Source organism: Exiguobacterium sp. OS-77 (assembly GCF_000414195.2).
Classification (GTDB): domain Bacteria; phylum Bacillota; class Bacilli; order Exiguobacteriales; family Exiguobacteriaceae; genus Exiguobacterium_A; species Exiguobacterium_A indicum.
The window spans coordinates 1295147-1317988 of sequence record NZ_DF239008.1; the positions used below are offsets into that span (position 1 = coordinate 1295147).

At 49.8% G+C, this 22842-nt stretch carries 24 protein-coding genes; 23 read left to right on the top strand and 1 reads right to left on the bottom strand.

The genetic code is table 11. From position 1 onward, the window contains the following. The first annotated feature begins 9 nt into the window (after positions 1-9). From aroC to EXG77_RS06380, 11 genes are all read left to right on the top strand, one after another. Entirely contained in the window at positions 10-1164 is a 1155-nt protein-coding gene (gene aroC, locus EXG77_RS06330) for a chorismate synthase (protein ID WP_035396818.1), read from the top strand. Further along, positions 1161-2222 carry a 3-dehydroquinate synthase gene (gene aroB / locus EXG77_RS06335; RefSeq protein ID WP_035396820.1) on the top strand — a complete coding sequence of 354 codons (1062 nt, stop codon included), beginning with the start codon at positions 1161-1163 and terminating at the stop codon, positions 2220-2222. The genes aroC and aroB overlap by 4 nt, the downstream gene beginning before the upstream one ends. Continuing rightward, positions 2213-3469 carry a 3-phosphoshikimate 1-carboxyvinyltransferase gene (gene aroA, locus EXG77_RS06340; RefSeq protein ID WP_035396822.1) on the top strand — a complete coding sequence of 419 codons (1257 nt, stop codon included), beginning with the start codon at positions 2213-2215 and terminating at the stop codon, positions 3467-3469. The genes aroB and aroA overlap by 10 nt, the downstream gene beginning before the upstream one ends. 11 nt (positions 3470-3480) lie before the next feature. Then, on the top strand, positions 3481-4767 hold the full coding sequence (locus EXG77_RS06345) for a tetratricopeptide repeat protein (protein WP_238987919.1): 1287 nt from the start codon (positions 3481-3483) through the stop codon (positions 4765-4767). Between the two features lie 28 nt (positions 4768-4795). Next, a complete protein-coding gene (locus EXG77_RS06350; RefSeq protein ID WP_035396825.1) occupies positions 4796-5326 on the top strand; it encodes a ReoY family proteolytic degradation factor in 531 nt (176 codons plus the stop codon). A 181-nt stretch (positions 5327-5507) separates the two neighbouring features. Then, positions 5508-5948, top strand: coding sequence for a DUF2487 family protein (locus EXG77_RS06355; protein WP_035396827.1), 441 nt, complete (start codon positions 5508-5510; stop codon positions 5946-5948). 104 nt (positions 5949-6052) lie between these two features. After that, on the top strand, positions 6053-6559 hold the full coding sequence (locus EXG77_RS06360) for a ubiquinol-cytochrome c reductase iron-sulfur subunit (protein WP_035396830.1): 507 nt from the start codon (positions 6053-6055) through the stop codon (positions 6557-6559). Between the two features lie 3 nt (positions 6560-6562). Beyond that, positions 6563-7234, top strand: a complete 672-nt coding sequence (gene qcrB / locus EXG77_RS06365) for a menaquinol-cytochrome c reductase cytochrome b subunit (protein ID WP_012370658.1) — start codon at positions 6563-6565, stop codon at positions 7232-7234. Positions 7235-7274: 40 nt separating this feature from the next. Continuing rightward, positions 7275-8066 (top strand): menaquinol-cytochrome c reductase cytochrome b/c subunit, encoded by a 792-nt coding sequence (locus tag EXG77_RS06370; RefSeq protein ID WP_035396832.1) that lies wholly within the window; start codon positions 7275-7277, stop codon positions 8064-8066. Positions 8067-8111: 45 nt separating this feature from the next. Beyond that, positions 8112-8723, top strand: a complete 612-nt coding sequence (locus EXG77_RS06375) for a DUF1405 domain-containing protein (protein ID WP_238987920.1) — start codon at positions 8112-8114, stop codon at positions 8721-8723. Positions 8724-8767: 44 nt separating this feature from the next. Continuing rightward, the gene (locus EXG77_RS06380; RefSeq protein WP_023468628.1) at positions 8768-9448 is read left to right on the top strand and encodes a zinc metallopeptidase; all 681 of its coding nucleotides are present in this window, start codon (positions 8768-8770) and stop codon (positions 9446-9448) included. A gap of 44 nt (positions 9449-9492) precedes the next feature. Here the strand turns inward: EXG77_RS06380 and EXG77_RS06385 are convergent, their stop codons facing one another. Then, positions 9493-10380 (bottom strand): YitT family protein, encoded by an 888-nt coding sequence (locus EXG77_RS06385; RefSeq protein ID WP_035396836.1) that lies wholly within the window; start codon positions 10378-10380, stop codon positions 9493-9495. 170 nt (positions 10381-10550) lie between these two features. Here EXG77_RS06385 and bshA point away from each other — a divergent pair, with 170 nt between their 5' ends. From bshA to EXG77_RS06445, 12 genes are all read left to right on the top strand, one after another. Continuing rightward, positions 10551-11693 carry an N-acetyl-alpha-D-glucosaminyl L-malate synthase BshA gene (gene bshA / locus EXG77_RS06390; protein ID WP_035396838.1) on the top strand — a complete coding sequence of 381 codons (1143 nt, stop codon included), beginning with the start codon at positions 10551-10553 and terminating at the stop codon, positions 11691-11693. Continuing rightward, positions 11680-12813: a CCA tRNA nucleotidyltransferase gene (locus tag EXG77_RS06395; RefSeq protein ID WP_035396840.1), complete on the top strand. Its 1134-nt coding sequence runs from the start codon at positions 11680-11682 to the stop codon at positions 12811-12813. The genes bshA and EXG77_RS06395 overlap by 14 nt, the downstream gene beginning before the upstream one ends. Continuing rightward, positions 12783-13754: a biotin--[acetyl-CoA-carboxylase] ligase gene (locus EXG77_RS06400; RefSeq protein WP_035396842.1), complete on the top strand. Its 972-nt coding sequence runs from the start codon at positions 12783-12785 to the stop codon at positions 13752-13754. Before EXG77_RS06395 ends, EXG77_RS06400 begins: the two co-directional genes overlap by 31 nt. 248 nt (positions 13755-14002) lie before the next feature. After that, the gene (gene panB, locus EXG77_RS06405; RefSeq protein WP_035396844.1) at positions 14003-14842 is read left to right on the top strand and encodes a 3-methyl-2-oxobutanoate hydroxymethyltransferase; all 840 of its coding nucleotides are present in this window, start codon (positions 14003-14005) and stop codon (positions 14840-14842) included. After that, on the top strand, positions 14839-15669 hold the full coding sequence (panC, locus tag EXG77_RS06410) for a pantoate--beta-alanine ligase (RefSeq protein ID WP_035396845.1): 831 nt from the start codon (positions 14839-14841) through the stop codon (positions 15667-15669). Before panB ends, panC begins: the two co-directional genes overlap by 4 nt. Positions 15670-15671: 2 nt before the next feature. Further along, positions 15672-16055 carry an aspartate 1-decarboxylase gene (panD, locus tag EXG77_RS06415; protein WP_029341994.1) on the top strand — a complete coding sequence of 128 codons (384 nt, stop codon included), beginning with the start codon at positions 15672-15674 and terminating at the stop codon, positions 16053-16055. Positions 16056-16157: 102 nt separating this feature from the next. Further along, positions 16158-18974 (top strand): ATP-dependent DNA helicase DinG, encoded by a 2817-nt coding sequence (gene dinG / locus EXG77_RS06420; RefSeq protein WP_238987921.1) that lies wholly within the window; start codon positions 16158-16160, stop codon positions 18972-18974. A 62-nt stretch (positions 18975-19036) separates the two neighbouring features. After that, complete coding sequence (locus EXG77_RS06425; RefSeq protein ID WP_012370646.1) at positions 19037-19207, top strand: YpmA family protein; 171 nt, start codon at positions 19037-19039, stop codon at positions 19205-19207. Continuing rightward, positions 19204-19671 (top strand): hypothetical protein, encoded by a 468-nt coding sequence (locus EXG77_RS06430; RefSeq protein WP_023468619.1) that lies wholly within the window; start codon positions 19204-19206, stop codon positions 19669-19671. The genes EXG77_RS06425 and EXG77_RS06430 overlap by 4 nt, the downstream gene beginning before the upstream one ends. A 14-nt stretch (positions 19672-19685) precedes the next feature. Continuing rightward, positions 19686-20867, top strand: a complete 1182-nt coding sequence (locus EXG77_RS06435; protein WP_035396847.1) for a pyridoxal phosphate-dependent aminotransferase — start codon at positions 19686-19688, stop codon at positions 20865-20867. 29 nt (positions 20868-20896) lie between these two features. Beyond that, positions 20897-22186: an asparagine--tRNA ligase gene (gene asnS, locus EXG77_RS06440; protein ID WP_174316766.1), complete on the top strand. Its 1290-nt coding sequence runs from the start codon at positions 20897-20899 to the stop codon at positions 22184-22186. A gap of 75 nt (positions 22187-22261) precedes the next feature. After that, positions 22262-22840 (top strand): DnaD domain-containing protein, encoded by a 579-nt coding sequence (locus tag EXG77_RS06445; RefSeq protein WP_023468616.1) that lies wholly within the window; start codon positions 22262-22264, stop codon positions 22838-22840. Positions 22841-22842 lie beyond the last annotated feature (2 nt).

The window sequence follows — 22842 nt, forward strand, 5'->3', positions numbered from 1 at the left end:
ATGAAGCGAATGCGTTACATGACAGCAGGAGAATCACATGGAAAAGGGTTGACCGTCATCATCGATGGGATGCCAGCAGGACTCACGATTGATTTCGAAGCCATCCAGCGTGAAATGACACGTCGCCAAGGCGGATACGGACGCGGACGACGCATGCAAATCGAACAGGATCAAATCGATGCGCGTGGCGGGATCCGTCATGGATACACGACAGGATCACCGATCAGTTTGTTCATCGAGAATAAGGATCATACGCACTGGACACAAGTCATGCAAGCGGAACCGCTCGAAGAACAGTTGGAGCGCCCGCGGACGTTGACGCGTCCACGCCCCGGACATGCGGATCTCGTTGGTGGATTGAAGTACGGTCATCGCGATTTACGCGATGTACTAGAACGTTCTTCCGCTCGTGAGACGGCAGCACGTGTTGCCGTCGGCGCCTTCGCTAAACAATTACTGAATGAACTCGGGATTGAAGTGTTCTCGCACGTACGGTCGATTGGTGGCATCGATGCACCGTGGAAAGATCCCGTCGAACATCAGGAAACGATTGACGCTTCACCCGTTCGCTGTGCTGACGAACAAGCAGGGCAACGGATGATGGAGGAAATTGATGCGGCCAAAAAAGAAGGGGATACACTCGGCGGTGAAATCGAAGTCGTCGTGACGGGCATGATGCCAGGCGTCGGATCCTTCACTCAAAACGATTTAAAGCTCGACAGTCGAATTGCGCAAGCTGTCATCAGCGTCAATGCGATGAAATCAGTCGGTTTTGGTGACGGATATGAACTCGGTCGTCGCAAGGGAAGTACCGTCCAAGATGAAATCGTTCATGATGCATCCGGCTATCATCGGCGGACGAACCATCTAGGCGGAATCGAAGGTGGAATGTCGACAGGTATGCCGATTCGCGTCCAAATTGCGATGAAGCCGATTCCGACGCTCTATCGTCCACTGCAATCAGTCGATATCGAGACGAAGGAAGCATTCACGGCACAAATCGAACGAAGTGATGCCTGTGCCGTTCCGGCCGCATCGGTTGTTCTAGAAGCCGTCGTCGCGTTTGAGATTGCGGTCGCTATCCTTGAAATGTTCGGGACATCGACACTCGATCGCCTTCAGGCTGCCGTCGCTGCTTACAAAGAGGAGGTCCGGACGTTTTGATCGAATTTGATATCCGGTTGAACACGTCATATCCAGTACTTATCGGAAATGGGGCATTAGCCCGGTTATCGCATCTTTCCGCGCTGAACGAGGCGGACCGCATCTGGGTCATCACGGATGAAACGGTACATCACTTGCAGATGGATCGATTGCAGGCTGCATTAGCGGATGTATCGCCGTCGATCGATGTTCATATCAGCACTGTTGCGCCTGGGGAAAACAGTAAGTCGCTTGCCGTCTATGGCGCTCTACTCGAAGAAGGGGTTCGGTACGGGATGACACGTCATAGCCTGATCCTTGCGTTCGGTGGTGGAATGATTGGTGATTTAGCGGGATTCGTCGCGGCAACCTTTTTGCGCGGTATCCCGTTCCTTCAAATTCCGACGACACTGTTAGCGCATGATTCAAGTGTTGGTGGAAAGGTTGGTCTCAACCTCTCCCTCGGTAAAAACTTAGTCGGTGCATTTTATCAGCCAAGTGGTGTCGTATATGATTTAACGCTCCTTCAGACATTACCAGACCGGGAATGGCGAAGTGGCTTCTTTGAGTTAGTCAAGCATGGGTTCCTTGCGCGACCATCATTTGCGGATTCGTTACTCGATATTTCGCTGGATGCTGTCAAAGGACTCGACTTAGAAGACTGGCTCGCACGGGGGATCAATGTGAAACGGGATATCGTCGAACAAGATGAGACGGAGCAAGGGATGCGTGCGTTCTTGAATTATGGACATACATTCGGTCATGCCGTTGAATATGCGAGTCCTGGTCTTGCGCATGGCGAGGCAGTAGGGATCGGACTTGTCTTCGTCAAGTTCTTGGAAGGAAATGACGGACAGGCGAAGCAGCTCGGGCAATTGCTCCACCGTCTTGGAACGGAATTACCGAATCGACAATCGTTTAAGACCTATCTTGAACTGATGCGTCGCGACAAGAAGAACCACCAAGCAATGATTCGATTCGTCCTTGAAAAAGAAGGGCGCTTCATTTTAGAAGCGATTAGCGAAGAACGATTGCGCAAAGCATTCAATCAAACAGTGAGGTGTCTAGAATGGGCTTAAGAGGAACAGTACAAGTACCAGGCGATAAATCAATGACGCACCGCGCTTTCCTGTTCGGCGGAATCGCCGAGGGAACGACACGTGTCAGAAACGCACTTGAAGGGGCCGATTGTCTTGCTTCACTAGAAGCGATGCAGGCGCTTGGTGCACAAATCGATCGAACACCAGAGGAAATTCGGATTACCGGAACGGATACGTTCCAAGAAGCGACAATTGATTGCGGAAACTCGGGGACAACGATTCGTCTCTTGAGCGGTATCCTAGCAGGCGGTCAAGCGACGTACGCGCTCGATGGCGACGCTTCCTTACGTAGACGTCCGATGAAACGGATCACGGAACCGCTTGCGTTGTTCGGAGCGAACATCACAGGTGAGACGGCGCCGCTTCACATTACAGGAACGCCGCTTGTCGGAACGACGTATACGTTACCAGTCGCAAGTGCACAAGTGAAAAGCGCCGTGTTGCTTGCAGGTCTGCATGCGACGGGTGAGACGACGGTCATCGAGCCGATCCTGTCACGCGACCATACGGAACGGATGTTGCCGCAGTTCGGCGTTGACGTAGCAATCGTTGAACATGAGGATGGTCGGCACATTCGTGTTCAAGGTCCTGTACGCTTACAAGCAACGTCACTCGACATTCCAGGGGATCCATCGTCAGCAGCGTTTTGGTGGACGGCGGCAGCGATCGGGCAGGATAGTCGCATCACGACGACCCACGTCTTGATGAATCCGACACGGATTGGTTTTTTACAGACGTTACGCCAGATGGGTGCAAGTGTCGAAATCAATCATCGCTCAGAAGACGGTGGAGAGGAGACGGCAGATGTGACCGTCGAGACGACATCGTTACAAGCAATCACGGTCGAAGGTGATCAGATTCCATCCTTGATTGATGAGATTCCGTTACTCGCTTTGCTTGCTACGCAAGCGGAAGGACGAACAATCATTCGCGATGCACAAGAGCTTCGTGTCAAGGAAACGGATCGGATCGAGACCGTCGTGACGGCATTACAGCGTCTTGGAGCGAATATCGAGGCAACGGATGACGGCATGATCATCGAAGGACCGACACCTCTGCAAGCAGCGGAAGTCGACAGTGCAGGTGATCACCGGCTTGCGATGATGTTGACGATTGCGGCGACGATCAATCCAGAAATTATGGTTCATGGACGCGAAGTAGTTGAAGTCAGCTACCCAACGTTCTATGATGATTTAAAGAAACTTCAATCCGACCAATCTGAGTAAACAAGAGGCGGATGACAGAAAGTGGGGCGTTTGCCTTGAATGAACAACTATTGAATGGCATCATCGAAGAATTGGAACACGGTCACACCTCAGAAGCGTTAGCAGCATTAGAAAAACTCGAAAAGACAGGAACGGATGAGGACCGCCTCGCCGTCGCCGATCTCTATATCGAACTCGGATTGTCTGACCGGGCGGTCGATCTCTTGGCGCCACTTTACGTCGAATATGCGGGTAATGCGGGAGTCGCCTTGTTACTAGCAGAGTGTTATATCGATTTGGATCGCGAAGAAGAAGCAATCTCCGTCCTCGAGCAGGTCGACACAACAGACTCGGAATATGGTCCACGTTCTCTCGTATTACTCGCTGACCTCTATCAGTCGCAAGGTCTTGACGAAGTAGCGTTAGCGAAACTGAAGGAAGCGCGTAACCTTGCACCGGACGAACCGTTACTGGCATACGGTTTGGCTGAGCTCTACATGACGCTCGGTGCGTTTGATCAGGCGGTACCGTTATTCGCCGAAATCGCGGAGCGACCAGAGTTACGTGCTGAATTGCCGCTCGATGCCCTTTACGCGGAATCACTCGCGATGACAGGACAATTTGAAGATGCGATTCCACTGTACGAACGTGCTGTCGCAGAACGCTCCGACTTGCATACACTGTTTGGTCTTGCGATGACGGCTCACCGTGTCGGTCAACACCAAAAAGCGGTCGAGACATTCCAGCAATTGATTGCACAGGATCCGGACTATACGTCGGCGTACGTACCATACGCGGAAAGCCAAGCCGAACTTGGTTTGACAAAAGAAGCGCTGAACGTCATCAAACAGGGAATGGAGCGCGACGATTACAATGATGAGTTGCGGACGATGGAAGCCTTGTTCCTTCTAAAACTCGGCGATCGCGCTGGAAGCGTCCAAGCGCTGCGTGAGGCGCTTGCCTTGAATCCGGAATCGATCGTCGCAGCGGAACGCTTGCTGTCGTTGCTTGCTGAAGACGGGGACCACGAAGCGATGATCGAGACGATCTCTGCCATCGAAGAACACGTCACGGCTCCGATTCTGACATGGTACCGGGCACGCGCTTTGTATGCCTTAGAGGAATACACGCAAGCGATGGAGAATTATGCGATAGTCGAAGGTGCATTCACCGAAGATGCGCTCTTCTTGAAAGAGTATGGATTCGCACTCGTCGAGGAAGGACGGCGTGAAGAGGGACAACGTCTTCTCCGTCGCGCTGCTATGTTGACACCAGAAGATAATGAACTCGTCGACTATGTTGAACGAATGGATGGATGACTTCACGGGAGAAGGGAGTAGGATTGAGATGATAGAGAGAAAGCAGCGATTCTTACGCCGCATCTTGACCTATTACACGTTAAAGCGACGGGAAGCGAAATGGATCATCGATTATTGGCTGCGTAATGAGGCAAAACTCGAGCAAGTACACTTCGTCCAAAATGCGACATTCGCTCCGAAGGCAATCATCATGACGACATACGGATTCGACGCGGAACCGTTTCTCTTCAAAAAAGGGGATGTCACGACGCTAGATCCAGAAAAAGCGTATCATGATATTCGCCTGACCGCGGAAGATATCTATATCGAGTTGAACTTTCAAGGTATGATGATGGATGACGAGTATTTGTCTTTACTCGAGGAAAATCCGTTTCGCCCAGAAGTTGCTGTTGAACCGCGCTTAGCGGATGAAGCGACACATTTCATCGCGGTCACGGTCAATCGGCAGGAAGAAGAACGTTTAGTCCGCTTGATTGATGAAGCGCTGGATGCACGCGATCAACATCGATTCCACTCTCTTTCCGAACAGTTACGGCTCGTTCGAAGTCAACTTCCTTAACAGAAGGACTCTATTGCCCAGCAGAGGTAGTAGGGTCCTTTCGTATGTGAAGATTTGTGCAAAATATGAAGAAAAATAGAATGGAATTTCATAAAACGTTCACATTAAGAGAGTAGGAGGAAATGCGAATATGATACATTAAATGTGACGAATTGTAAGTACGAAGAAAGGGGGAAATGACTTGCGTTTCAAACCATCCGACGTACAGCGGACACGAAGCGAGCAAGCGTACATCGATACGCTGATCGTGCCTTTGCTTCCGGTCGGTTTCGATGAGGCGATGCATGCTTACGCGGAATGCGCAGACATGACATTGACGGTAGCGTCCGAAGTCGAACGCCAGCTATCCGGACGGGCGTTGCTCGTTCCTGCTCTGACCTACATCGATGTACCATCGATCGAACAGTTGGAAGGATGGCGTCAAGCGGCTGCTTCCGGGCAATTCCGTTTCATCACCTTCATCACCGCTGATTTAAGGTGGAAGGAGACTGCTGCAGAAGAGATTATTTACGTGCCACGTCTAGCTCTTGAGACGATGAGTCGTGACCAACAAGGTCAGATGGTCGGGAATTTTGTAGGACAAGTTCTCGAACAGTTAGGAAACCGTTGGACCGCGCTATGAAGCGGTTGACGCGATGATTTTATTAAGATACTATTACCATGTGAGAAATTTGTGTGAAGTACTGTCGTCTTGGGGCACAGCGTACATCACAAGGGGGGATCGAGATGGCTCAAAACGGGTCTAACGTAACACGTCGTCAGTTCTTGACGTATACATTGACAGGCGTCGGCGGTTTCATGGCTGCGACAATGGTCATGCCGATGGTCAACTTCGCAGTTGATCCAGTCCTGAAGAAATCAGGAGCAGGCGATAAAGTAAAAGTAATGAAGTTGTCGGATATCACGACAGAACCAAAACGGGTCGACTTCAAGAAACAAACGCAAGATGCGTGGTATGAGTTCGAAGAAACATTGTCTGCTTGGGTGTTCAAAGATGATAAGGGAGAAATTTTAGCCCTCTCACCAATTTGTAAACACTTAGGTTGCCAAGTCAGCTTCGGCGCAGATCCGACGCACCCGGAGCAATTCTATTGCCCATGTCACTTCGGACGGTATACGAAGGATGGCACGAACGTACCTGGTACGCCTCCAACGAAACCACTCGATGAGTATGAAATGCAACAGAAAGATGGTTACCTCTACCTTGGTAAACCAGTCGAAAGAGGTGCGTAAGCGATGATGCAAAAAATCTATGATTGGATCGATGAGCGCGTTGACATTACGCCGCTTTGGCGAGATATCGCCGATCATGAAGTACCGGAGCACGTCAACCCGGCACATAACTTTTCAGCTTTCGTTTATTGTTTTGGCGGATTGACGTTCTTTACGATCGTCATCCAGATTCTTTCGGGGATGTTCTTGACGATGTATTACGTACCGGACATCATCAACGCACACGCGTCCGTCTACTATCTTCAAAATGAAGTCGCACACGGACAAATCGTTCGTGGTATGCACCACTGGGGTGCGTCGGTCGTTATCGTAATGTTGTTCCTACATACATTACGTGTCTTCTTCACTGGTTCATACAAGAAACCACGTGAATTGAACTGGGTCGTCGGCGTTCTCTTGTTCTTCGTCGTCTTAGCTCTCGGTCTGACAGGATACCTATTGCCTTGGGACATGAAAGCGTTGTTCGCGACAAAAGTTACGATTCAGATTGCTGAAAGTATTCCGGTCATCGGTGGTATCGCGAAGACCCTCCTTGCGGGTGGAGAAATCGTCGGCGCAAGTACAATCGCTCGATTCTTTGCGATTCACGTCTTCTTCCTTCCTGCAGCATTGTTCGTCTTGCTCGGGGCCCACTTCATGATGATCCGTAAACAAGGGATCTCTGGACCACTTTAAACCGACTATCATCTAGACAACAAAAAAGGGGGAGAACACGATGCATCGTGGTAAAGGAATGAAATTCGTCACCGATTCACGGGTGTCGATCAATAACCGGATGCCGAACAAGTCGAAAGACTATTCGGAATATCCAGGTCGAACGGAAGCGTTCTGGCCGAACTTCTTACTTCGCGAATGGATGGTTGGAGCGGTCTTCTTGATCGGCTTCATGACATTGACAATCGTAGAAGCAGCACCACTTCAAAACATTGCCGATCCGACGAATACGTCGTACATTCCACTTCCGGACTGGTACTTCCTATTCCTCTATCAGCTCTTGAAATACCAATTCGCTGCAGGTCCATACATCTTGATGGGAACGGTCATCCTCCCAGGTCTTGCGTTCACAGCACTTCTCGTCGCGCCATGGCTCGACCAAGGTCTTGAACGTCGTCCTGCGAAACGTCCGATCGCAGTCAGCATGATGCTCCTCGCAGTCGTCTCGATCGTCTTCTTGACATGGGAATCTGTTCAAACGACTCACTGGGATACAATCCACAAACAAGGTGAGTTGACGATGGACGAAGGACCAAAAATTGATACATCGGCTAAAGGATATGAAATTTATTCGAATCAGTCATGTGTCAACTGTCACGGTAAGAACCTCGAGGGTGGAGCTGCAGCTCCGGCACTCGTTGGTACGAAAAAGACAGAAAAAGAAATTTATGATATCGCAGTCAAAGGTATCGGTTCGATGCCTGCTGGTCAGTTCAAAGGATCAGATGCTGATCATAAAGAACTCGCGAAATTCATCGCTTCATACGGTGAAGGCGGCGAAAACAATAAATAAGCCAAAAGCCGGGGGAGCAATCCTCCGGCTTTTGTCGATGATGAGGTGAAACGATTGCAAGGTATTTTGACATTACTCCGACATAAAGCCGTACTCTGGATCGTCGGGTTGATCAACTTAGCAGGCACATTATACGGTTACTACTGGTATGAACCACAACTTTCGACATCGAAGTGGTATTACTATCCGTTCATTCCGGATAGCCCGACAGCATCCCTCTTCTTTACGATCATCGTCTTTCTCTGGATTTTTGGACGACGTTCCCGATTGTTTGAAGCGCTCGCGTTTGTCACACTCATCAAATACGGGGTCTGGGCAGTCGTCATGAACGCGTTGATGTTGAATCAACTCGGAACGGAAAATGCGACCTTAACGGCGATGGCACTGATGTTGATGGTGTCGCACGGAGCGATGGCGTTCCAGGCGTTGTTATACAGTCCGCTGATGACGTTTCGCGTCAAGGAACTCGTCCTCGTCGCTATCTGGGTCATTCACAACGATGTCGTCGATTACGTGCTCGGTCAGTGGCCGCGTTACCCAGCGCTTGCGGAGCATATCCAGTGGATCGGCTACGGCTCCTTCTGGTTGACTGGATTGTGTCTTTTGATGGGATATCTGCTTATCGCGCGCGATTCAATTGACAATAAGATCACTTGAACATAAAATAGACCTATAATCAAAAAAGAAAGGAACGATGTCTCGTGGCAAACTATTTGATCTATCTCGCGATCATCATCATCGTCCCGATCTGGGCTCAGATGCGGGTGCGGAGCACCTATAAAAAATATCAAGATGTTCCGATTCAGAGTGGGGTGACGGGAGCGCAGGTCGCAGACTTCATCATGAAGCAGAACGGGATCACGAACGTCCGTCTCGAGCCAATCGGTGGAACAATGTCCGACCATTATGACCCAACGAACAAAGTCGTTCGTTTGTCGGAAGACGTCTATTACGGTTCGACGGTCTCAGCCGTTTCGATCGCAGCACACGAAATCGGCCACGTCATTCAAGATGCGACGGATTACAATATGATGCGTGTCCGTCACCGGATCGCACCTGTCGCGTCAATCACATCGAACTTATCGTTCCCACTGTTGTTGATTGGTCTATTTGCCGGTTTCAGTGGTCTTGCGATGCTTGGTGTCGTCTTGATGCTCGGTGCCGTTATCTTCCAACTCGTCACGTTACCGGTCGAGTTTGACGCCTCGAATCGAGCGATGGCGCAGTTGACGGAACACGGAATCATTGATGCCGAAGAAGAACGTGGTTCACGTCGTGTCTTAAACGCAGCGGCTTGGACGTACGTCGCAGCAACACTCGTTGCTGTCGCCGAGTTCCTTCGTCTCGCACTGCTCGTCTTCAACCCGTCAAGTGATGACTAAAACGAAAAACACGGATTGCTCGTTTGAGCGATCCGTGTTTTTTTTTACGTTTCTTTGATTGGGACTCGATTTTCATCGAACGTAAATCCTTCTCCTGTTACTTCATAGACATCATGCAACGTGATGAAGGCGTGCTGGTCGACACTTTTAACGAGCGTCTTCAAGCGATTGATCTCATTACGAGCGACGACGACGTACAATACTTCGAGATCTCGTCCAGAGTAACCGCCTTTTGCGATCAGACGGGTCGTGCCACGATTCATCGTCGCATGAATGCCGTCGGCAATCTCCGTCCGGTGATCACTGATGATCATCGCTGCTTTACCGGCATACGTGCCCTCTTGCATCCAATCGATGACGCGGGCACCGACGTAGACGGCAAGTAACGTATACATCGCTTGCTTGTAATCGAGATACGTCAAGGATGCGACGATGACGAAGAAATCGAAGATCAAGAATGTTCGACCGATCGACCAACCGAAGTAACGTTTCGTCAAACGCGCGATGATATCAACGCCACCTGTCGTACCACCGTTGTTAAAGATGATACCAAGACCAACGCCGATGAATACACCGGCAAAGAGCGCAGCAAGCACCATATCGTCGCGCAGGTCGATGACGAGTGGTGAATATTTCGCAATCAATCCATACCAGAAGGAAAAACTGAATGTACCGATCAACGTGTAGACGAAGGTCGTCCGACCAAGAATTTTATAACTGACGAAAAAAAGTGGGACATTCAATACTAAGTTCGTGATCGATGGTGATAACCCGAACAGCCCTTTTAGAATCAGCGTGATTCCGGTGAAACCGCCTTCTGCTAACTCATTTTGAACGTTAAAATGATAAATACCAAAAGCAAAGATGAACGATCCGACTAAAATCCAGAGGATGTTCTGGATCCGAATCGGAAATTGGAATGGAGGTGCCATTTCCGTATGCTCCTTTCAAATCAAGACTCTTTCTCTAGGGTAACGGCACGGTCGGAAAAAGACTAGCTTTTCCTATGAAAATCAGTCAAAAAGTGATCAGTATGGTCATTCCGATTGATATTGCTTAGAATAGAGACGAATAGAAGTCATAAAGAGAGTGTGGTTTTATCATGAAAAAAGCAATTGGGATTCTTTGTTATCCATCCGTCGGCGGGAGTGGGGTCGTCGCGACGGAACTTGGTATGAAATTAGCAGATCGTGGACATGACGTCCATTTCATTACGTCGAGCATGCCGTTTCGCTTGACGGAATATCGGCCAAACATCACGGTCCACTTGGTTGAAGTCAACCAGTATTCCGTTTTTAAATATCCACCATACGACATTACGTTAGCGTCAAAAGTCGCAGAAATCATTGATTTATTCGATCTTGATGTCATCCATGCCCATTACGCCGTTCCGCACGCGGTCTGTGCAGATCTCGGACGAAACATGGCAAAGAAAAAAGGCGTCGCCGTCGTGACGACGTTACACGGAACGGACATCACCGTCATCGGGCAAGACTTAGAGATGCAACCGGCAATCCGGTACGGCATCGAACGGTCAGACGCGGTCACGGCCGTCTCCGAGAGTCTAGCGCTTGAGACGAATGCGACGCTCAACGCCCATTACGACATCGATGTCATTGCGAACTCGATTGATGAGAGTGTCTATTATCCGATGCGGGATGAACGCTTGAAGCGGCATTACGGCATCGAAGCAGACGAAGTCGTCGTCATTCATATCTCGAACTTCCGACCGGTCAAACGAATCGATGATACGCTTGCGGCGTTCGCCATTGCAACGAAAGACCGGAAGATGCGTCTGTTGCTCGTCGGGGATGGTCCAGAGATGGGACAAACGAGACGTCGTGCAAAGGAACTCGGTATTTACGACAAAGTGATCTTTGCAGGTAAACAAGAACACGTCGCGCAATTGCTCGCCATTAGTGATATTCATGTCCTGTTGTCAGAAAAAGAAGCGTTCGGGCTCGTCGTCCTTGAGGCGATGGCAATTGGGGTCCCGAGTGTCGTCTCGACAGCAGGTGGCTTACCGGAAGTCATACAGGACGGCGTCACCGGATATATCGTTCCGACTTACGACGTCAAAATGGCTGCGGCACGAATCGGTGAACTCGCGGATGACCCGATGTTACGGGAACGGATGGCAGAAGAGGGCATTCGCGATACGCGTCGTCGTTTTGATTCGAATGAGATTGTTCGTCGTTATGAACAAGTCTATGAACGGGTGTGTGCGCGTCATGAACTTGCTTGAAGGCGCACATCATATCATTCAGACGATCGAGGAGGCCGGTGGTGAAGCGTATATCGTCGGTGGTGCCGTTCGTGATATGTTGCTCGACCGGACACCAGGAGACTATGATTTAGCGAGCTCGATGTTACCGGAACAGATCATCGATTTATTCCCTGTTGTCATTCCGACAGGACTCGAGCATGGAACCGTGACGGTCGTTCTCAACCACGTGCCGTACGAGATCACGACGTTTCGCTCAGAAGCAACGTACAGCGATCGTCGGCGACCGGACGCGGTGACGCTTGGCGTTAGTTTGGAAGAGGATTTGACCCGGCGTGACTTTACGATCAACGCGATGGCACTCAGACCATCAGGTCGTGTCGATCTGTTCGGAGGAGCGCGTGACATCGAAGAGCGGATCATCCGGACGGTCGGCGAACCAGCCGAACGTTTTAATGAAGATGCACTTCGGATGATGCGGGCGTTCCGCTTCATGAGCCAACTGGATTTCTCGCTTGACGAAGCAACTGAACAAGCAATCGTTAAACTCACTCCGCATCTAGCGGTCGTCGCGATTGAGCGGATCGCGATCGAGTTCGAGAAGCTCTTACTTGGTCCTGGAAAACAGCGGGCGTTACAGGCGATGCTCCGGACAGGAATCGAACGCTACCTTCCCGGCATGACTTCAGAAATCGTCAAAGGACTCGCGCAACAGTCGTTTCGGGGTGTTTCAAAGGATGCCGTCTGGACACTCGTACTCGATGCCGGTCTCGCGAAAGATCAATTGACGCGCTGGAAACGATCGAAACATCAAGTGCAGCTCGCAACGCGTTTAACACCTCTGTTACACCGACCGTTACAAGACTGGGATCGTTATCAATTGTCGGACGAAGAACTGATGATCCTTCGGGAAATGACCGGAACGGATTATCCGGAGCGATCAGATTTACCGATTCGCAGTCGTAAAGAGCTCGCTGTCGACGGAAAAGACATGATCCGCCTCGGTCTTCAAAAACAACAGATCAAGGAAGCACTTTTGCATTTGGAATACAGTGTCGTCACGCGTGCTTGCGTAAACGACCGCGTGACATTACTGAAGGAGGTAGAGCGATGGCGCACTCAGTCCGAGAACAAATCTTGATCGCACTTCGTCAGCGGACGTGGTACTCCGGACAGGAATTAGCAGAGACACTAAATATTTCACGTACCGCCATTTGGAAACATATGCAAACCTTAAAGGAAGAAGGATACCAGATCATCTCGAATAAAAAACAAGGCTATCAATTAGTCGATGAGGGCGATTTGCTGACGCCGATTGCGATTGAACAATGGTTAACGACAGCGCGTCTTGGTCGCCACATCCTTCATTTCGAAGAACTGGACACGACGCAGCGGATTGCACATGAGCAAGCGCAACAGCAAGCGCAGGAAGGAACACTCGTCGTATGCGATCACCAGACGAATGGACGCGGACAGCTAGGGAGAACGTGGCATGAGGCGAAAAATGAGGGCATCGCGATGAGTCTACTCGTCCGACCAGATGTACCGATGCACCAAGCAGGTCAATTAACGCTCGTAGCAGGTATTGCACTTGCACAGTCTCTCCGGACATTCGATGTTCCAGTTACGATTAAATGGCCGAACGATATCTTAATCAACGGTCGTAAGGTGGCAGGCATCTTGACGGAAATGCAGACCGAGGCGGATCGGATTAGTTCAGTCATCATTGGCATCGGCATCAATGTGCATCACGAGCAATTTCCGGAAGGGATCAAAGACCGTGCTACCTCGCTCGTCCGAGAATCAGGAAGAACTTTCCGACGTGCGGAGGTCGTCGCGGCGTTTTTGAATCGATTTGAACGACTATACACGCAGTGGCTCGAGCTAGGATTCGGATCTTTCGTCTCCGAGTGGGAAACACTCGCTGATCGCTTGCATGAACAAGTGACACTACGGACACGTCAGATGACCGCTTCTGGAACATTGCTCGGTATTGACGAGACGGGAACGATTCGGATTGAGACGGAAACGGGGGAAACCCGTTTCCATTCGGCAGAGCTGATTTACTGGGAAAAAGAATAAAGGTTTGAATCAGACGGTTTGCAGAGAGCTTTTCCCGTCATGTATAATAAAGCCACGGATGGTATCCGCTTGCCGGAACCATACCGAATTGACAGGTGCCAGTTTTAGCTGTTTCAACTGCCTTGATCTTAACGGACAGGGACAGAAGGACGATATTCAATTATTCCGCCTTCTTTTCCGCATGCATTTATTTTGGAGAAGAAGGCGTTTTCCTTTTGTCCTCCCTACACACGTAAGGAGAGAACACGATGCACACAATGGGTCCAATACTCAAAAAACAACAAGCTGGAGAGAAGCTCGTCATGTTGACGGCGTATGATTATCCTTCAGCAAAACTATCGGAGGCAGCAGGAGTTGATATGTTGCTCGTTGGCGATTCCCTCGGAAACGTCATCCTCGGCTATGACTCAACGATTGCCGTCACGGTCGACGACATGGTTCATCATGCGCGTGCGGTACGCCGCGGCGCACCACAGACGTTCATGATCGTCGATATGCCGTTCGCAAGCTATCACGGTTCATTTGATCGCACGCTTGAATCAGCGGCGCGTATCTTTCAAGAGTCGCAGGCAGATGCCTTGAAGCTGGAAGGGGCAGGGGAGATCTTAAAGACGATTCGTCGTTTGACGGACGCTGGGATGCCTTGCGTCGCGCATCTCGGATTAACACCACAATCCGTTGGTGTCCTTGAAGGATTCAAAGTCCAAGGGAAATCATTAGAAGCAGCCGAACAACTGATTGCAGACAGTTTGGAAGCAGAGCGTGCCGGAGCGAAGATGCTCGTCCTCGAATGTGTGCCGCATCCGCTCGCGAAACGCATTCAAGAGCTCCTCTCGATTCCGGTCATCGGCATCGGTGCCGGTGCAGACGTCGCCGGTCAAGTACTTGTCTATCATGACATCTTGACGTATGGTGTCGGTCGTTTACCGAAGTTCGTCAAAGCGTACACGGACTGGAATACTTCAGGAACGGAAGCGATTGCTGCTTACGTCAAAGACGTCAAAGCCGGCACCTTCCCTGAACTAGCACACTCGTTCCAGATGGACGAAGAATTGATTGGTGCGCTTTATGGAGGGACTAAGGAATGAAGATCATTCAGGACGTCCAGACGTTACGCGAATGTTTAGCGGGAGCCGGTTCAATCGGTTTTGTACCGACGATGGGATTCTTGCACGAAGGGCATGCCTCCTTGCTCAAACAAGCACGACAAGAGAATGATGTCGTCGTCTTGAGTATTTTCGTCAACCCGACACAATTCGGACCAAACGAAGATTTGGATCGTTATCCACGAGACGCGGAACGCGATCAGAAAATCGCGGAGGCAGAAGGGGTCGATTATCTGTTCTATCCGACGAACGAGACGATGTATCCGCTGGATATGGCCCGTGTTACGGTCCGCTCCGGTGATGATGTCTTATGCGGCGCATCACGACCAGGACATTTTGATGGTGTGTTGACGGTCGTCAGCAAACTATTGAACGTCGTCCGTCCAACCCGTGCATATTTCGGTTTAAAGGACGCACAACAGCTCGCATTGATTGAAGCGTATGTCGCGGATTACTTCGTTCCGGTTGAGATCGTCCGTTGCCCGATCATTCGCGAAGCGGATGGTCTAGCGAAATCGTCACGTAATGTCTATCTTTCGGAAACGGAGCGGGCGCAAGCACCAGGAATTCAGCAGGCGTTGCAACAAGCGAAACAAGCACTCGATCAAGGGGTGCCTGTTGAAACGGTTCTCGAGCGGACGCGCGAAGCACTTCCATTCGAAGGGACGACAATCGATTACGTCGAAGCCGTCGACTACCCGTCACTAAGACCCGTCACTGAACAAACGACTACGATTCTCTTAGCAGTCGCCGTGCAGTTTGCATCGGCACGCTTGATCGATAATTTACTATATACGAGAGGAGCATGACGATGTTACGCACATTCATGCACGCTAAACTACACAAGGCCCGGGTCACCGAGGCGAACTTACACTATGTTGGTTCGATTACGATCGATGAGGATTTACTCGATGCTGTCGGGATTCTTGAAAATGAAAAAGTCCAAGTGACGAACAATCAGAACGGTGCACGGATTGAAACGTATGCGATTAAAGGTGCTCGTGGTTCAGGTGTCATCTGTTTGAACGGTGCGGCAGCACGCCATTTCCAAGTCGGGGATGAGGTCATCATCATGGCGTACGCGCAACTATCGACGGAAGAAATCGCGACACATGTTCCAAAAGTGGCTGTTCTAAATGAACAGAACGACATCAAACAAATGTTGTCTCAAGAAATCGCCCACACGATCTTATGAAATTTTAGAGACCCGATCATGTCAGCGGGTCTCTTTTTTTGTTAAGATGAAGAATGAAATGCCATCCGGTCATGGAGAGGATGGATAAAAGGTGGAGGATCAGTGTTGAAGAAAAAGTACGTCGTAGTCGACCTGGAAACGACAGGTCATTCCATAAAGGCTGGCGATGAGATGATTGAGATCGGCATGGCGGTCATTGAAGATGGACAGTTGACAGAACAATTGTCTGCCTTCGTGCGTCCGACCCAACCGATTCCTCCATTCATTTCCCAGTTGACGGGCATCACGGATGAGGATGTCAAAGAGGCCGAGACATTCGATGTCATCGCACCGCGTGTCTTATCATTGCTCGACGGTGGTGTCTTCGTCGCACATAATGTGCAGTTCGATTTAAACTTCTTAAACGATGCGTTAGAAGAGGAAGGATACTTGCCGTACACAGGTCCTGTCATCGATACGGTCGAACTCGCACGAATCTTACTTCCGACAGCAGAAAGCCACGCGCTGTCGCATCTGTCAGAGTCATTACAACTTGCCCATCAAGAGGCGCACCGGGCAGGGAGTGACGCTTCGGCGACGGCTGAATTGTTGCTTGAACTACTCAAACGACTACATACGTTGCCGCTTGAGACATTGAAGCACTTAAGACGTTTATCACCACGCCTGTTCAGTGCCATCGAAGAGGAAATCGGCCATGCGATTCGTTTAGTCGGCATCGAGGAAGATTCACAGTTTGATCGTTTCCGTAAAATCGCTTTGAAAAAGCGCCAGACGATCGAACGCTTAACGCATCCGCCCGTTCTTGAACCGTTCGGACCATTCGTTGATGAATTGAACACCGTTACGTTCCCTCGTCTATTCGAAGGATATGAAGAGCGACGTGGGCAGCTCGAGATGATGCGTCATGTCTATCAATCGCTCGATCAAGAAACACCGTTACTCGTCGAAGCGGGAACAGGAACAGGAAAATCGCTCGGTTATCTTGTTCCGGCAGCGCATTACGCACTTGAACATGAAGTCCCGATCGTCGTCAGTACGCACACGATTCAATTGCAGGAGCAACTATTCGCGCGTGATTTACCGCTCTTGCGTCAACTGTTCGATGCGCCGGTCCAGATTGCATTGCTTAAGGGACGGAGTAACTATATTGATTTACGGAAATTCGAATTTTTCTTGAATGATCAAGAGGATGCTTATAACTTCACGCTCGCAAAAGCAATTCTACTCGTCTGGTTGACGGAGACGGAAACGGGAGATTTAGAAGAAGTCAGCTTACCAGGCGGTGCAGCGCAAGGCAATATCGGGATCAAACAGTTGATCCAGTCTGATAGCCAATCGCAACTCGGGCGGTTTGACCCGTGGTACAGCCGGGACTTCTTCCAACATGCGATTCGCCAAGCAAAGGATGCAACGATCATCGTCACCAACCATGCCTTGTTGTTTAGTGATCTGCAGTTCGAAGCAGGGGTCTTACCGAAAGGAAGTCCGTTGATTCTTGACGAGGCACATCAAATCGAAGAGGTCGCGAGCCATCATTTTGGTCTCGTCTTTGATGGACATACGTTTGATCGTCTGTTCCGACAACTCGGGTATTCGTCCGATAAAAAATTATTACACCGCTTGCTCGATCTGTCGGAAGAATGGGACATCGCCGAGATGGTCGAAGCCCATAGTGAGACGGTCGATGAGGCACTGACGACGTTGCTCGAAGAAGCAGACGGTCTATTGATGATTATTCAAGCATACGGGCTCGAACTGGCTTCCCGCAAAGCACGACGGGAAGGAATGGTCAGCATTCGCTTCAAGCGACTCGACCGTTCGATGCGTGCCGTCCAGGAGAGTGCCAAGCGGGTTGAATTGGTGTTGCGGCGTTTGCGTCAAGCAATCCGGGCGATTCATAAACTGTTCCATGAACACCGGGAGCAGATGAGTTATCGCGAACGTTCACTCGTCGCAGATTTAAAAGCGATCACGTCACAAATCGAAGAAGCGGAGCTCGCCATCTTCGAGACGATGCTTGCCCCGCACGATGAGACGGTATCTTGGATCGAGACGTCTGTTAAGAACCGGAAACTAACACGGGTCTACACACAACCAATCGACATTTCAGAGCGACTGCGACGCGATGTCTTTTCGAAACGGACGTGTATCCTGACGTCTGCGACGCTGACTGTCTCGAACAAGTTCCAGTTCATTGAGAACCGTTTAGGGCTCGATGCGTTCGAGACACGTCGTTTCGTCGTTCCGTCGCCGTTCGGATATGCCGATAACGTGCGATTGATGATTCCGACGGATCTCCCGCTCCTACAGGATGTACCATTGCCGGAATTCGCAGAGACGATTGCGGAAGCCATCTTACAAATCGCAGAGGTGACGGAAGGACGGATGCTCGTCTTGTTTACCTCAAATGACTTGCTAAGACTGACGCATGAAGCGACGAAACCGCTGTTACCTGAACGGTTTACGTTACTCTCGCAAGGGGTCACGCAAGGTTCACGGCAACGACTGATGAAACAGTTCAAGCAACTCGACGCCTGTATCTTGTTCGGGACGGCTAGCTTTTGGGAAGGGGTCGATATCCCAGGAGATGATCTCAGTTGTCTCGTCATCGTCCGACTACCGTTCGCGCCACCGGATCAACCGATCGTCCAGGCACGCTCGGAACGGATCGAAAAACTCGGGAAATCATCATTTTTCGAATACAGCTTACCGCAAGCGATCATTCGCTTTAAGCAAGGCTTTGGTCGCTTGATCCGGACGACGAACGACCGAGGTGTCGTCTTCGTACTTGATCGCCGGATTGAGACGACGCGTTATGGAAAACGGTTCGTCACGAGTCTGCCGAAAGTGCCTGTTTTATCAAAACCGCTTGATGAACTGACGGCAGAACTAGAATTGTTCTTGAATGATGGCGATTAAGTCTATTCAGATAAACCCTATCGCATTATAATAGATAGAGAAAAATGAGGGAGGACATACAGATGGATTCAAAAATTGAAACACTTGCGACCGTCAAAGTGAACCGCCATGACGATACGTATAAAATCGTCGACTTGTTGAATCGGACACTGAAAACGGAAGATTTAATGTTCGGTCTTGCTCTCGATGAAAAAGACAAGGAGCAGATGGTCTTTACCATCTACCGCACATGAAGTGGAAAATCACGCTTGGTCTGCTAAGTGCACTCATCCTTTTGACTGTACTTGGCACCGCCGTTTATCAGGTGACGATCGCTGAGGCAAAAGACCGGGAACAGAGCGTCGCCGAACAAGCAGAGGCGCGTCTGAAAAAAGAACTCAAACCAACGGACGTCCGGTTCGAATCAGTCTTTAACGGGAAACGTCAATATGTCGTTTTTACGATGAAGCAGAATGGACAGGCGGTACGGGCGTTCGTTCCGAAAAAAGGAACGATTGAGACACGACCAGTTGCTGATGGTATTGCCATCAAAACGGTCATCGCGGATCATCCGGAACTAGGAGACATCGTGTCTGCTAAGTACGGCTTTGAGGATCGTGCCGTCATCGAGATCGTTTCAAAGACGACGACAGGCTATGATTATTCGTATTACACGTATCAAGAAGGTTCTTTCATCAAGCGATTACGAATCAAGTAAAGGGAGTGGGCGACATGTTATCGAAACGCGTACGACAATTGACACCATCTACGACGCTAGCCATCACAGCGAAAGCCAAGGCACTACGTGAAGAAGGTCAAGACATCATCGGTTTAGGTGCGGGAGAGCCCGACTTCAATACACCGGAATTCATCATCCAAGCAGCATTCGAGGCAGCAGAAGCGGGCGATACGAAGTATACGCCGTCTGGCGGAACGGTTGTCTTGAAAGATGCGATCATCGAAAAGACACGCCGTGACTTATGGATGCCATACGAACGCTCAGAAGTCATGGTCGCTTCAGGCGCAAAGCATGCACTATCAACGTTGTTCCAAGCGATTCTCGATCCAGGTGATGAAGTCATCGTCCCAGCACCATACTGGGTCAGTTATCCAGAGCAAATTAAACTCAGTGACGGCATACCGGTCATTTTAGAAACGGACGAATCGTCTCGCTTCAAAGTGACACGGGAATTGCTCGAGCAACACATTACCCCAAAAACGAAAGCACTCGTCTTGAACTCACCATCGAATCCGACAGGAATGGTCTATTCGAAAGAAGAGCTCGAGATGGTAGCAGATGTTGCGATCAAGCACGATCTACTCGTCATCAGTGACGAGATTTATGAAAAGTTGCTCTATAACGGTGCGACACATATTTCGATCGCGTCCTTGCCAGAGATGCGCGAACGGACGGTCATCATCAATGGTGTCTCGAAGTCCCATGCGATGACAGGCTGGCGGATCGGGTATGCAATCGGACCGAAAGAGATCATCTCAGCGATGACGAACTTAGCGAGCCATTCGACGTCGAACCCGACATCGATTGCGCAAGCAGCATCGGTTGCTGCGTATGCAGAAGGCGATGCACCGGTCGAAGCGATGCGTGTCATCTTTGAAGAACGACTTGAAAAAATCTATGCACGACTCATCGAGATCGAAGGATTAACGTGTCTGAAGCCGGAAGGGGCATTCTACTTGTTCCCACATGCAAAGCAAGCTGCCGAGATGTGTGGATTCGATAATGTCGATGACTGGTGTACAGCTGTTTTATCTGAAGCGAAGGTCGCCTTGATTCCAGGTTCAGGATTTGGTGCACCAGACTATGTCCGCCTATCTTACGCGACGGATCCGGCACGTGTCCTAGAGGCACTCGACCGGATTGAAGGATTCATCACGGCACATACAGCCGTTTAATAGAGAGAGGATGTTGACTGTTGAAAGCAATGATTCGGGATGTAAACAAATATGTAGGAGAAGAAGTGACGATCGGGTGTTGGTTAGCAAACAAACGCTCAAGCGGTAAGATCGCCTTCCTCCAACTTCGGGATGGCTCTGGATTCATGCAGGGTGTCGTCGTCAAAGAAACAGTCGGCGAAGACTTATTCAAACAAGCAAAAGGCTTAACGCAGGAATCATCACTATGGGTGACAGGTGTCATCAAATCAGATGGCGGTCGGACAGCGATTGGTCATGAAATGGAAATTTCAAAAATCGAAGTCATCCATGAAGCAATCGATTATCCGATCACACCAAAAGCACACGGAACGGACTTCTTAATGGATAACCGTCACCTCTGGTTGCGTTCAAAGCGCCAGCATGCGGTCATGGTCGTTCGAAACGAATTGATTCGTGCGACGTACGAATTCTTTAACCAAGAAGGATTCATCAAAGTGGATCCGCCAATCTTGACAGGTAGCGCACCAGAAGGAACAACAGAATTGTTCCATACGAAATATTTCGATGAAGATGCGTATCTTTCACAATCGGGTCAGCTTTACATGGAAGCGGCAGCAATGGCACTTGGAAAGGTCTTCTCGTTCGGTCCAACGTTCCGTGCTGAAAAATCAAAAACACGTCGTCACTTGATCGAATTCTGGATGATGGAGCCTGAGATGGCATTCCACGATCACGAGATGAACCTCGAAGTCCAAGAAAACTATGTTTCGCACCTTGTGCAATCAGCACTGAAAAACTGTCGTGCAGAACTTGAGTTGCTTGGACGTGACTTGACGGTCCTTGAAAACATTAAAGCACCGTTCCCGCGCGTCAAGTACACGGAAGCAATCGATATGCTCAAGGAGCAAGGATTCGATGATATCGAATTCGGCGATGACTTTGGTGCACCACACGAGACAGCAATCGCAAACAGCTTCGCACGTCCTGTCTTCATCACGCATTGGCCAAAAGCAATCAAACCGTTCTACATGAAAGAAGATCCGGAAAACCCAGACTTCGTCTTGTGTGATGATTTGATTGCCCCTGAAGGATACGGGGAAATCGTCGGTGGTTCACAACGTGAAGAAGATCACGAAAAACTCCTCGCTGAGATGAAGAAACATGGTCTTGACGAGACAGGTGCTTATAAATGGTATCTCGAAACACGCCAATACGGTTCTGTTCCACACAGTGGCTTCGGTCTTGGTTTAGAGCGGACAGTCGCTTGGATCACAGGTGTCGAGCACGTTCGGGAAACAATTCCGTTCCCACGTTTGCTAAACCGCCTCTATCCATAAGCAGTAAGGAAAAACATCGACCCATCGTCTCGACGGGTCGATTTCTTGTTTAGACTAGAGAATCGAGGAAATACGATGAATCATAATTTAGTGCAATTATTCGAGGAAGGGACGGTCGTCTTACCGAAACGATTGTTCACCGAGGCAAAACGGTTAGGCATCAGTTTTGTCGAGTTCACATTGATTGGTCAACTGTTTGCTTGCCGGGCAGAAGGTATGGAGATGCCGTCACCGGAAGAGTTAAGTAATCGACTTGGACTATCCGAGACGGAAACAATCGAGACGACACTCGGTTTATTACAAAAAGGATTATTGGCAATGGAGAACGTCAATGGGTCTGAACGTTATTCGCTTGTTCCGCTTTACGAAAAGCTGATGGCACCACCGGAACAGGAAGCACCGAACTTTGATACGATCAACCCGTCCGTCTTCCAACAATTCGAACGGGAACTCGGGATGATGTCACCGTTTCAGATGGAGCAGATCATTCAGTGGTTGACGATCGAGAACATTTCGGAAGAGCTAGTGCTTGCCGCACTTCGAGAAGCAGTCTATCATAATGTCCGCAAAATGACCTATATCAATCAAATTCTGCGGACATGGGAACGTGAAGGGATCAAGACGCTTGAGGATCTCGCAGGGCGGGGAGGTTAAGG

What these genes read in the sequence shown, in the direction of transcription:
- aroC (WP_035396818.1), top strand. Translation starts at nt 10, where the DNA reads ATGCGTTACATGACAGCAGGAGAATCACATGGAAAAGGGTTGACCGTC.
- aroA (WP_035396822.1), top strand. Translation starts at nt 2,213, where the DNA reads ATGGGCTTAAGAGGAACAGTACAAGTACCAGGCGATAAATCAATGACG.
- EXG77_RS06345 (WP_238987919.1), top strand. Translation starts at nt 3,481, where the DNA reads ATGACAGAAAGTGGGGCGTTTGCCTTGAATGAACAACTATTGAATGGC.
- EXG77_RS06350 (WP_035396825.1), top strand. Translation starts at nt 4,796, where the DNA reads ATGATAGAGAGAAAGCAGCGATTCTTACGCCGCATCTTGACCTATTAC.
- EXG77_RS06360 (WP_035396830.1), top strand. Translation starts at nt 6,053, where the DNA reads ATGGCTCAAAACGGGTCTAACGTAACACGTCGTCAGTTCTTGACGTAT.
- qcrB (WP_012370658.1), top strand. Translation starts at nt 6,563, where the DNA reads ATGATGCAAAAAATCTATGATTGGATCGATGAGCGCGTTGACATTACG.
- EXG77_RS06370 (WP_035396832.1), top strand. Translation starts at nt 7,275, where the DNA reads ATGCATCGTGGTAAAGGAATGAAATTCGTCACCGATTCACGGGTGTCG.
- EXG77_RS06385 (WP_035396836.1), bottom strand. Translation starts at nt 10,380, where the DNA reads ATGGCACCTCCATTCCAATTTCCGATTCGGATCCAGAACATCCTCTGG.
- bshA (WP_035396838.1), top strand. Translation starts at nt 10,551, where the DNA reads ATGAAAAAAGCAATTGGGATTCTTTGTTATCCATCCGTCGGCGGGAGT.
- EXG77_RS06395 (WP_035396840.1), top strand. Translation starts at nt 11,680, where the DNA reads ATGAACTTGCTTGAAGGCGCACATCATATCATTCAGACGATCGAGGAG.
- EXG77_RS06400 (WP_035396842.1), top strand. Translation starts at nt 12,783, where the DNA reads ATGGCGCACTCAGTCCGAGAACAAATCTTGATCGCACTTCGTCAGCGG.
- panB (WP_035396844.1), top strand. Translation starts at nt 14,003, where the DNA reads ATGCACACAATGGGTCCAATACTCAAAAAACAACAAGCTGGAGAGAAG.
- panC (WP_035396845.1), top strand. Translation starts at nt 14,839, where the DNA reads ATGAAGATCATTCAGGACGTCCAGACGTTACGCGAATGTTTAGCGGGA.
- panD (WP_029341994.1), top strand. Translation starts at nt 15,672, where the DNA reads ATGTTACGCACATTCATGCACGCTAAACTACACAAGGCCCGGGTCACC.
- EXG77_RS06425 (WP_012370646.1), top strand. Translation starts at nt 19,037, where the DNA reads ATGGATTCAAAAATTGAAACACTTGCGACCGTCAAAGTGAACCGCCAT.
- EXG77_RS06430 (WP_023468619.1), top strand. Translation starts at nt 19,204, where the DNA reads ATGAAGTGGAAAATCACGCTTGGTCTGCTAAGTGCACTCATCCTTTTG.
- EXG77_RS06435 (WP_035396847.1), top strand. Translation starts at nt 19,686, where the DNA reads ATGTTATCGAAACGCGTACGACAATTGACACCATCTACGACGCTAGCC.
- asnS (WP_174316766.1), top strand. Translation starts at nt 20,897, where the DNA reads ATGATTCGGGATGTAAACAAATATGTAGGAGAAGAAGTGACGATCGGG.
- EXG77_RS06445 (WP_023468616.1), top strand. Translation starts at nt 22,262, where the DNA reads ATGAATCATAATTTAGTGCAATTATTCGAGGAAGGGACGGTCGTCTTA.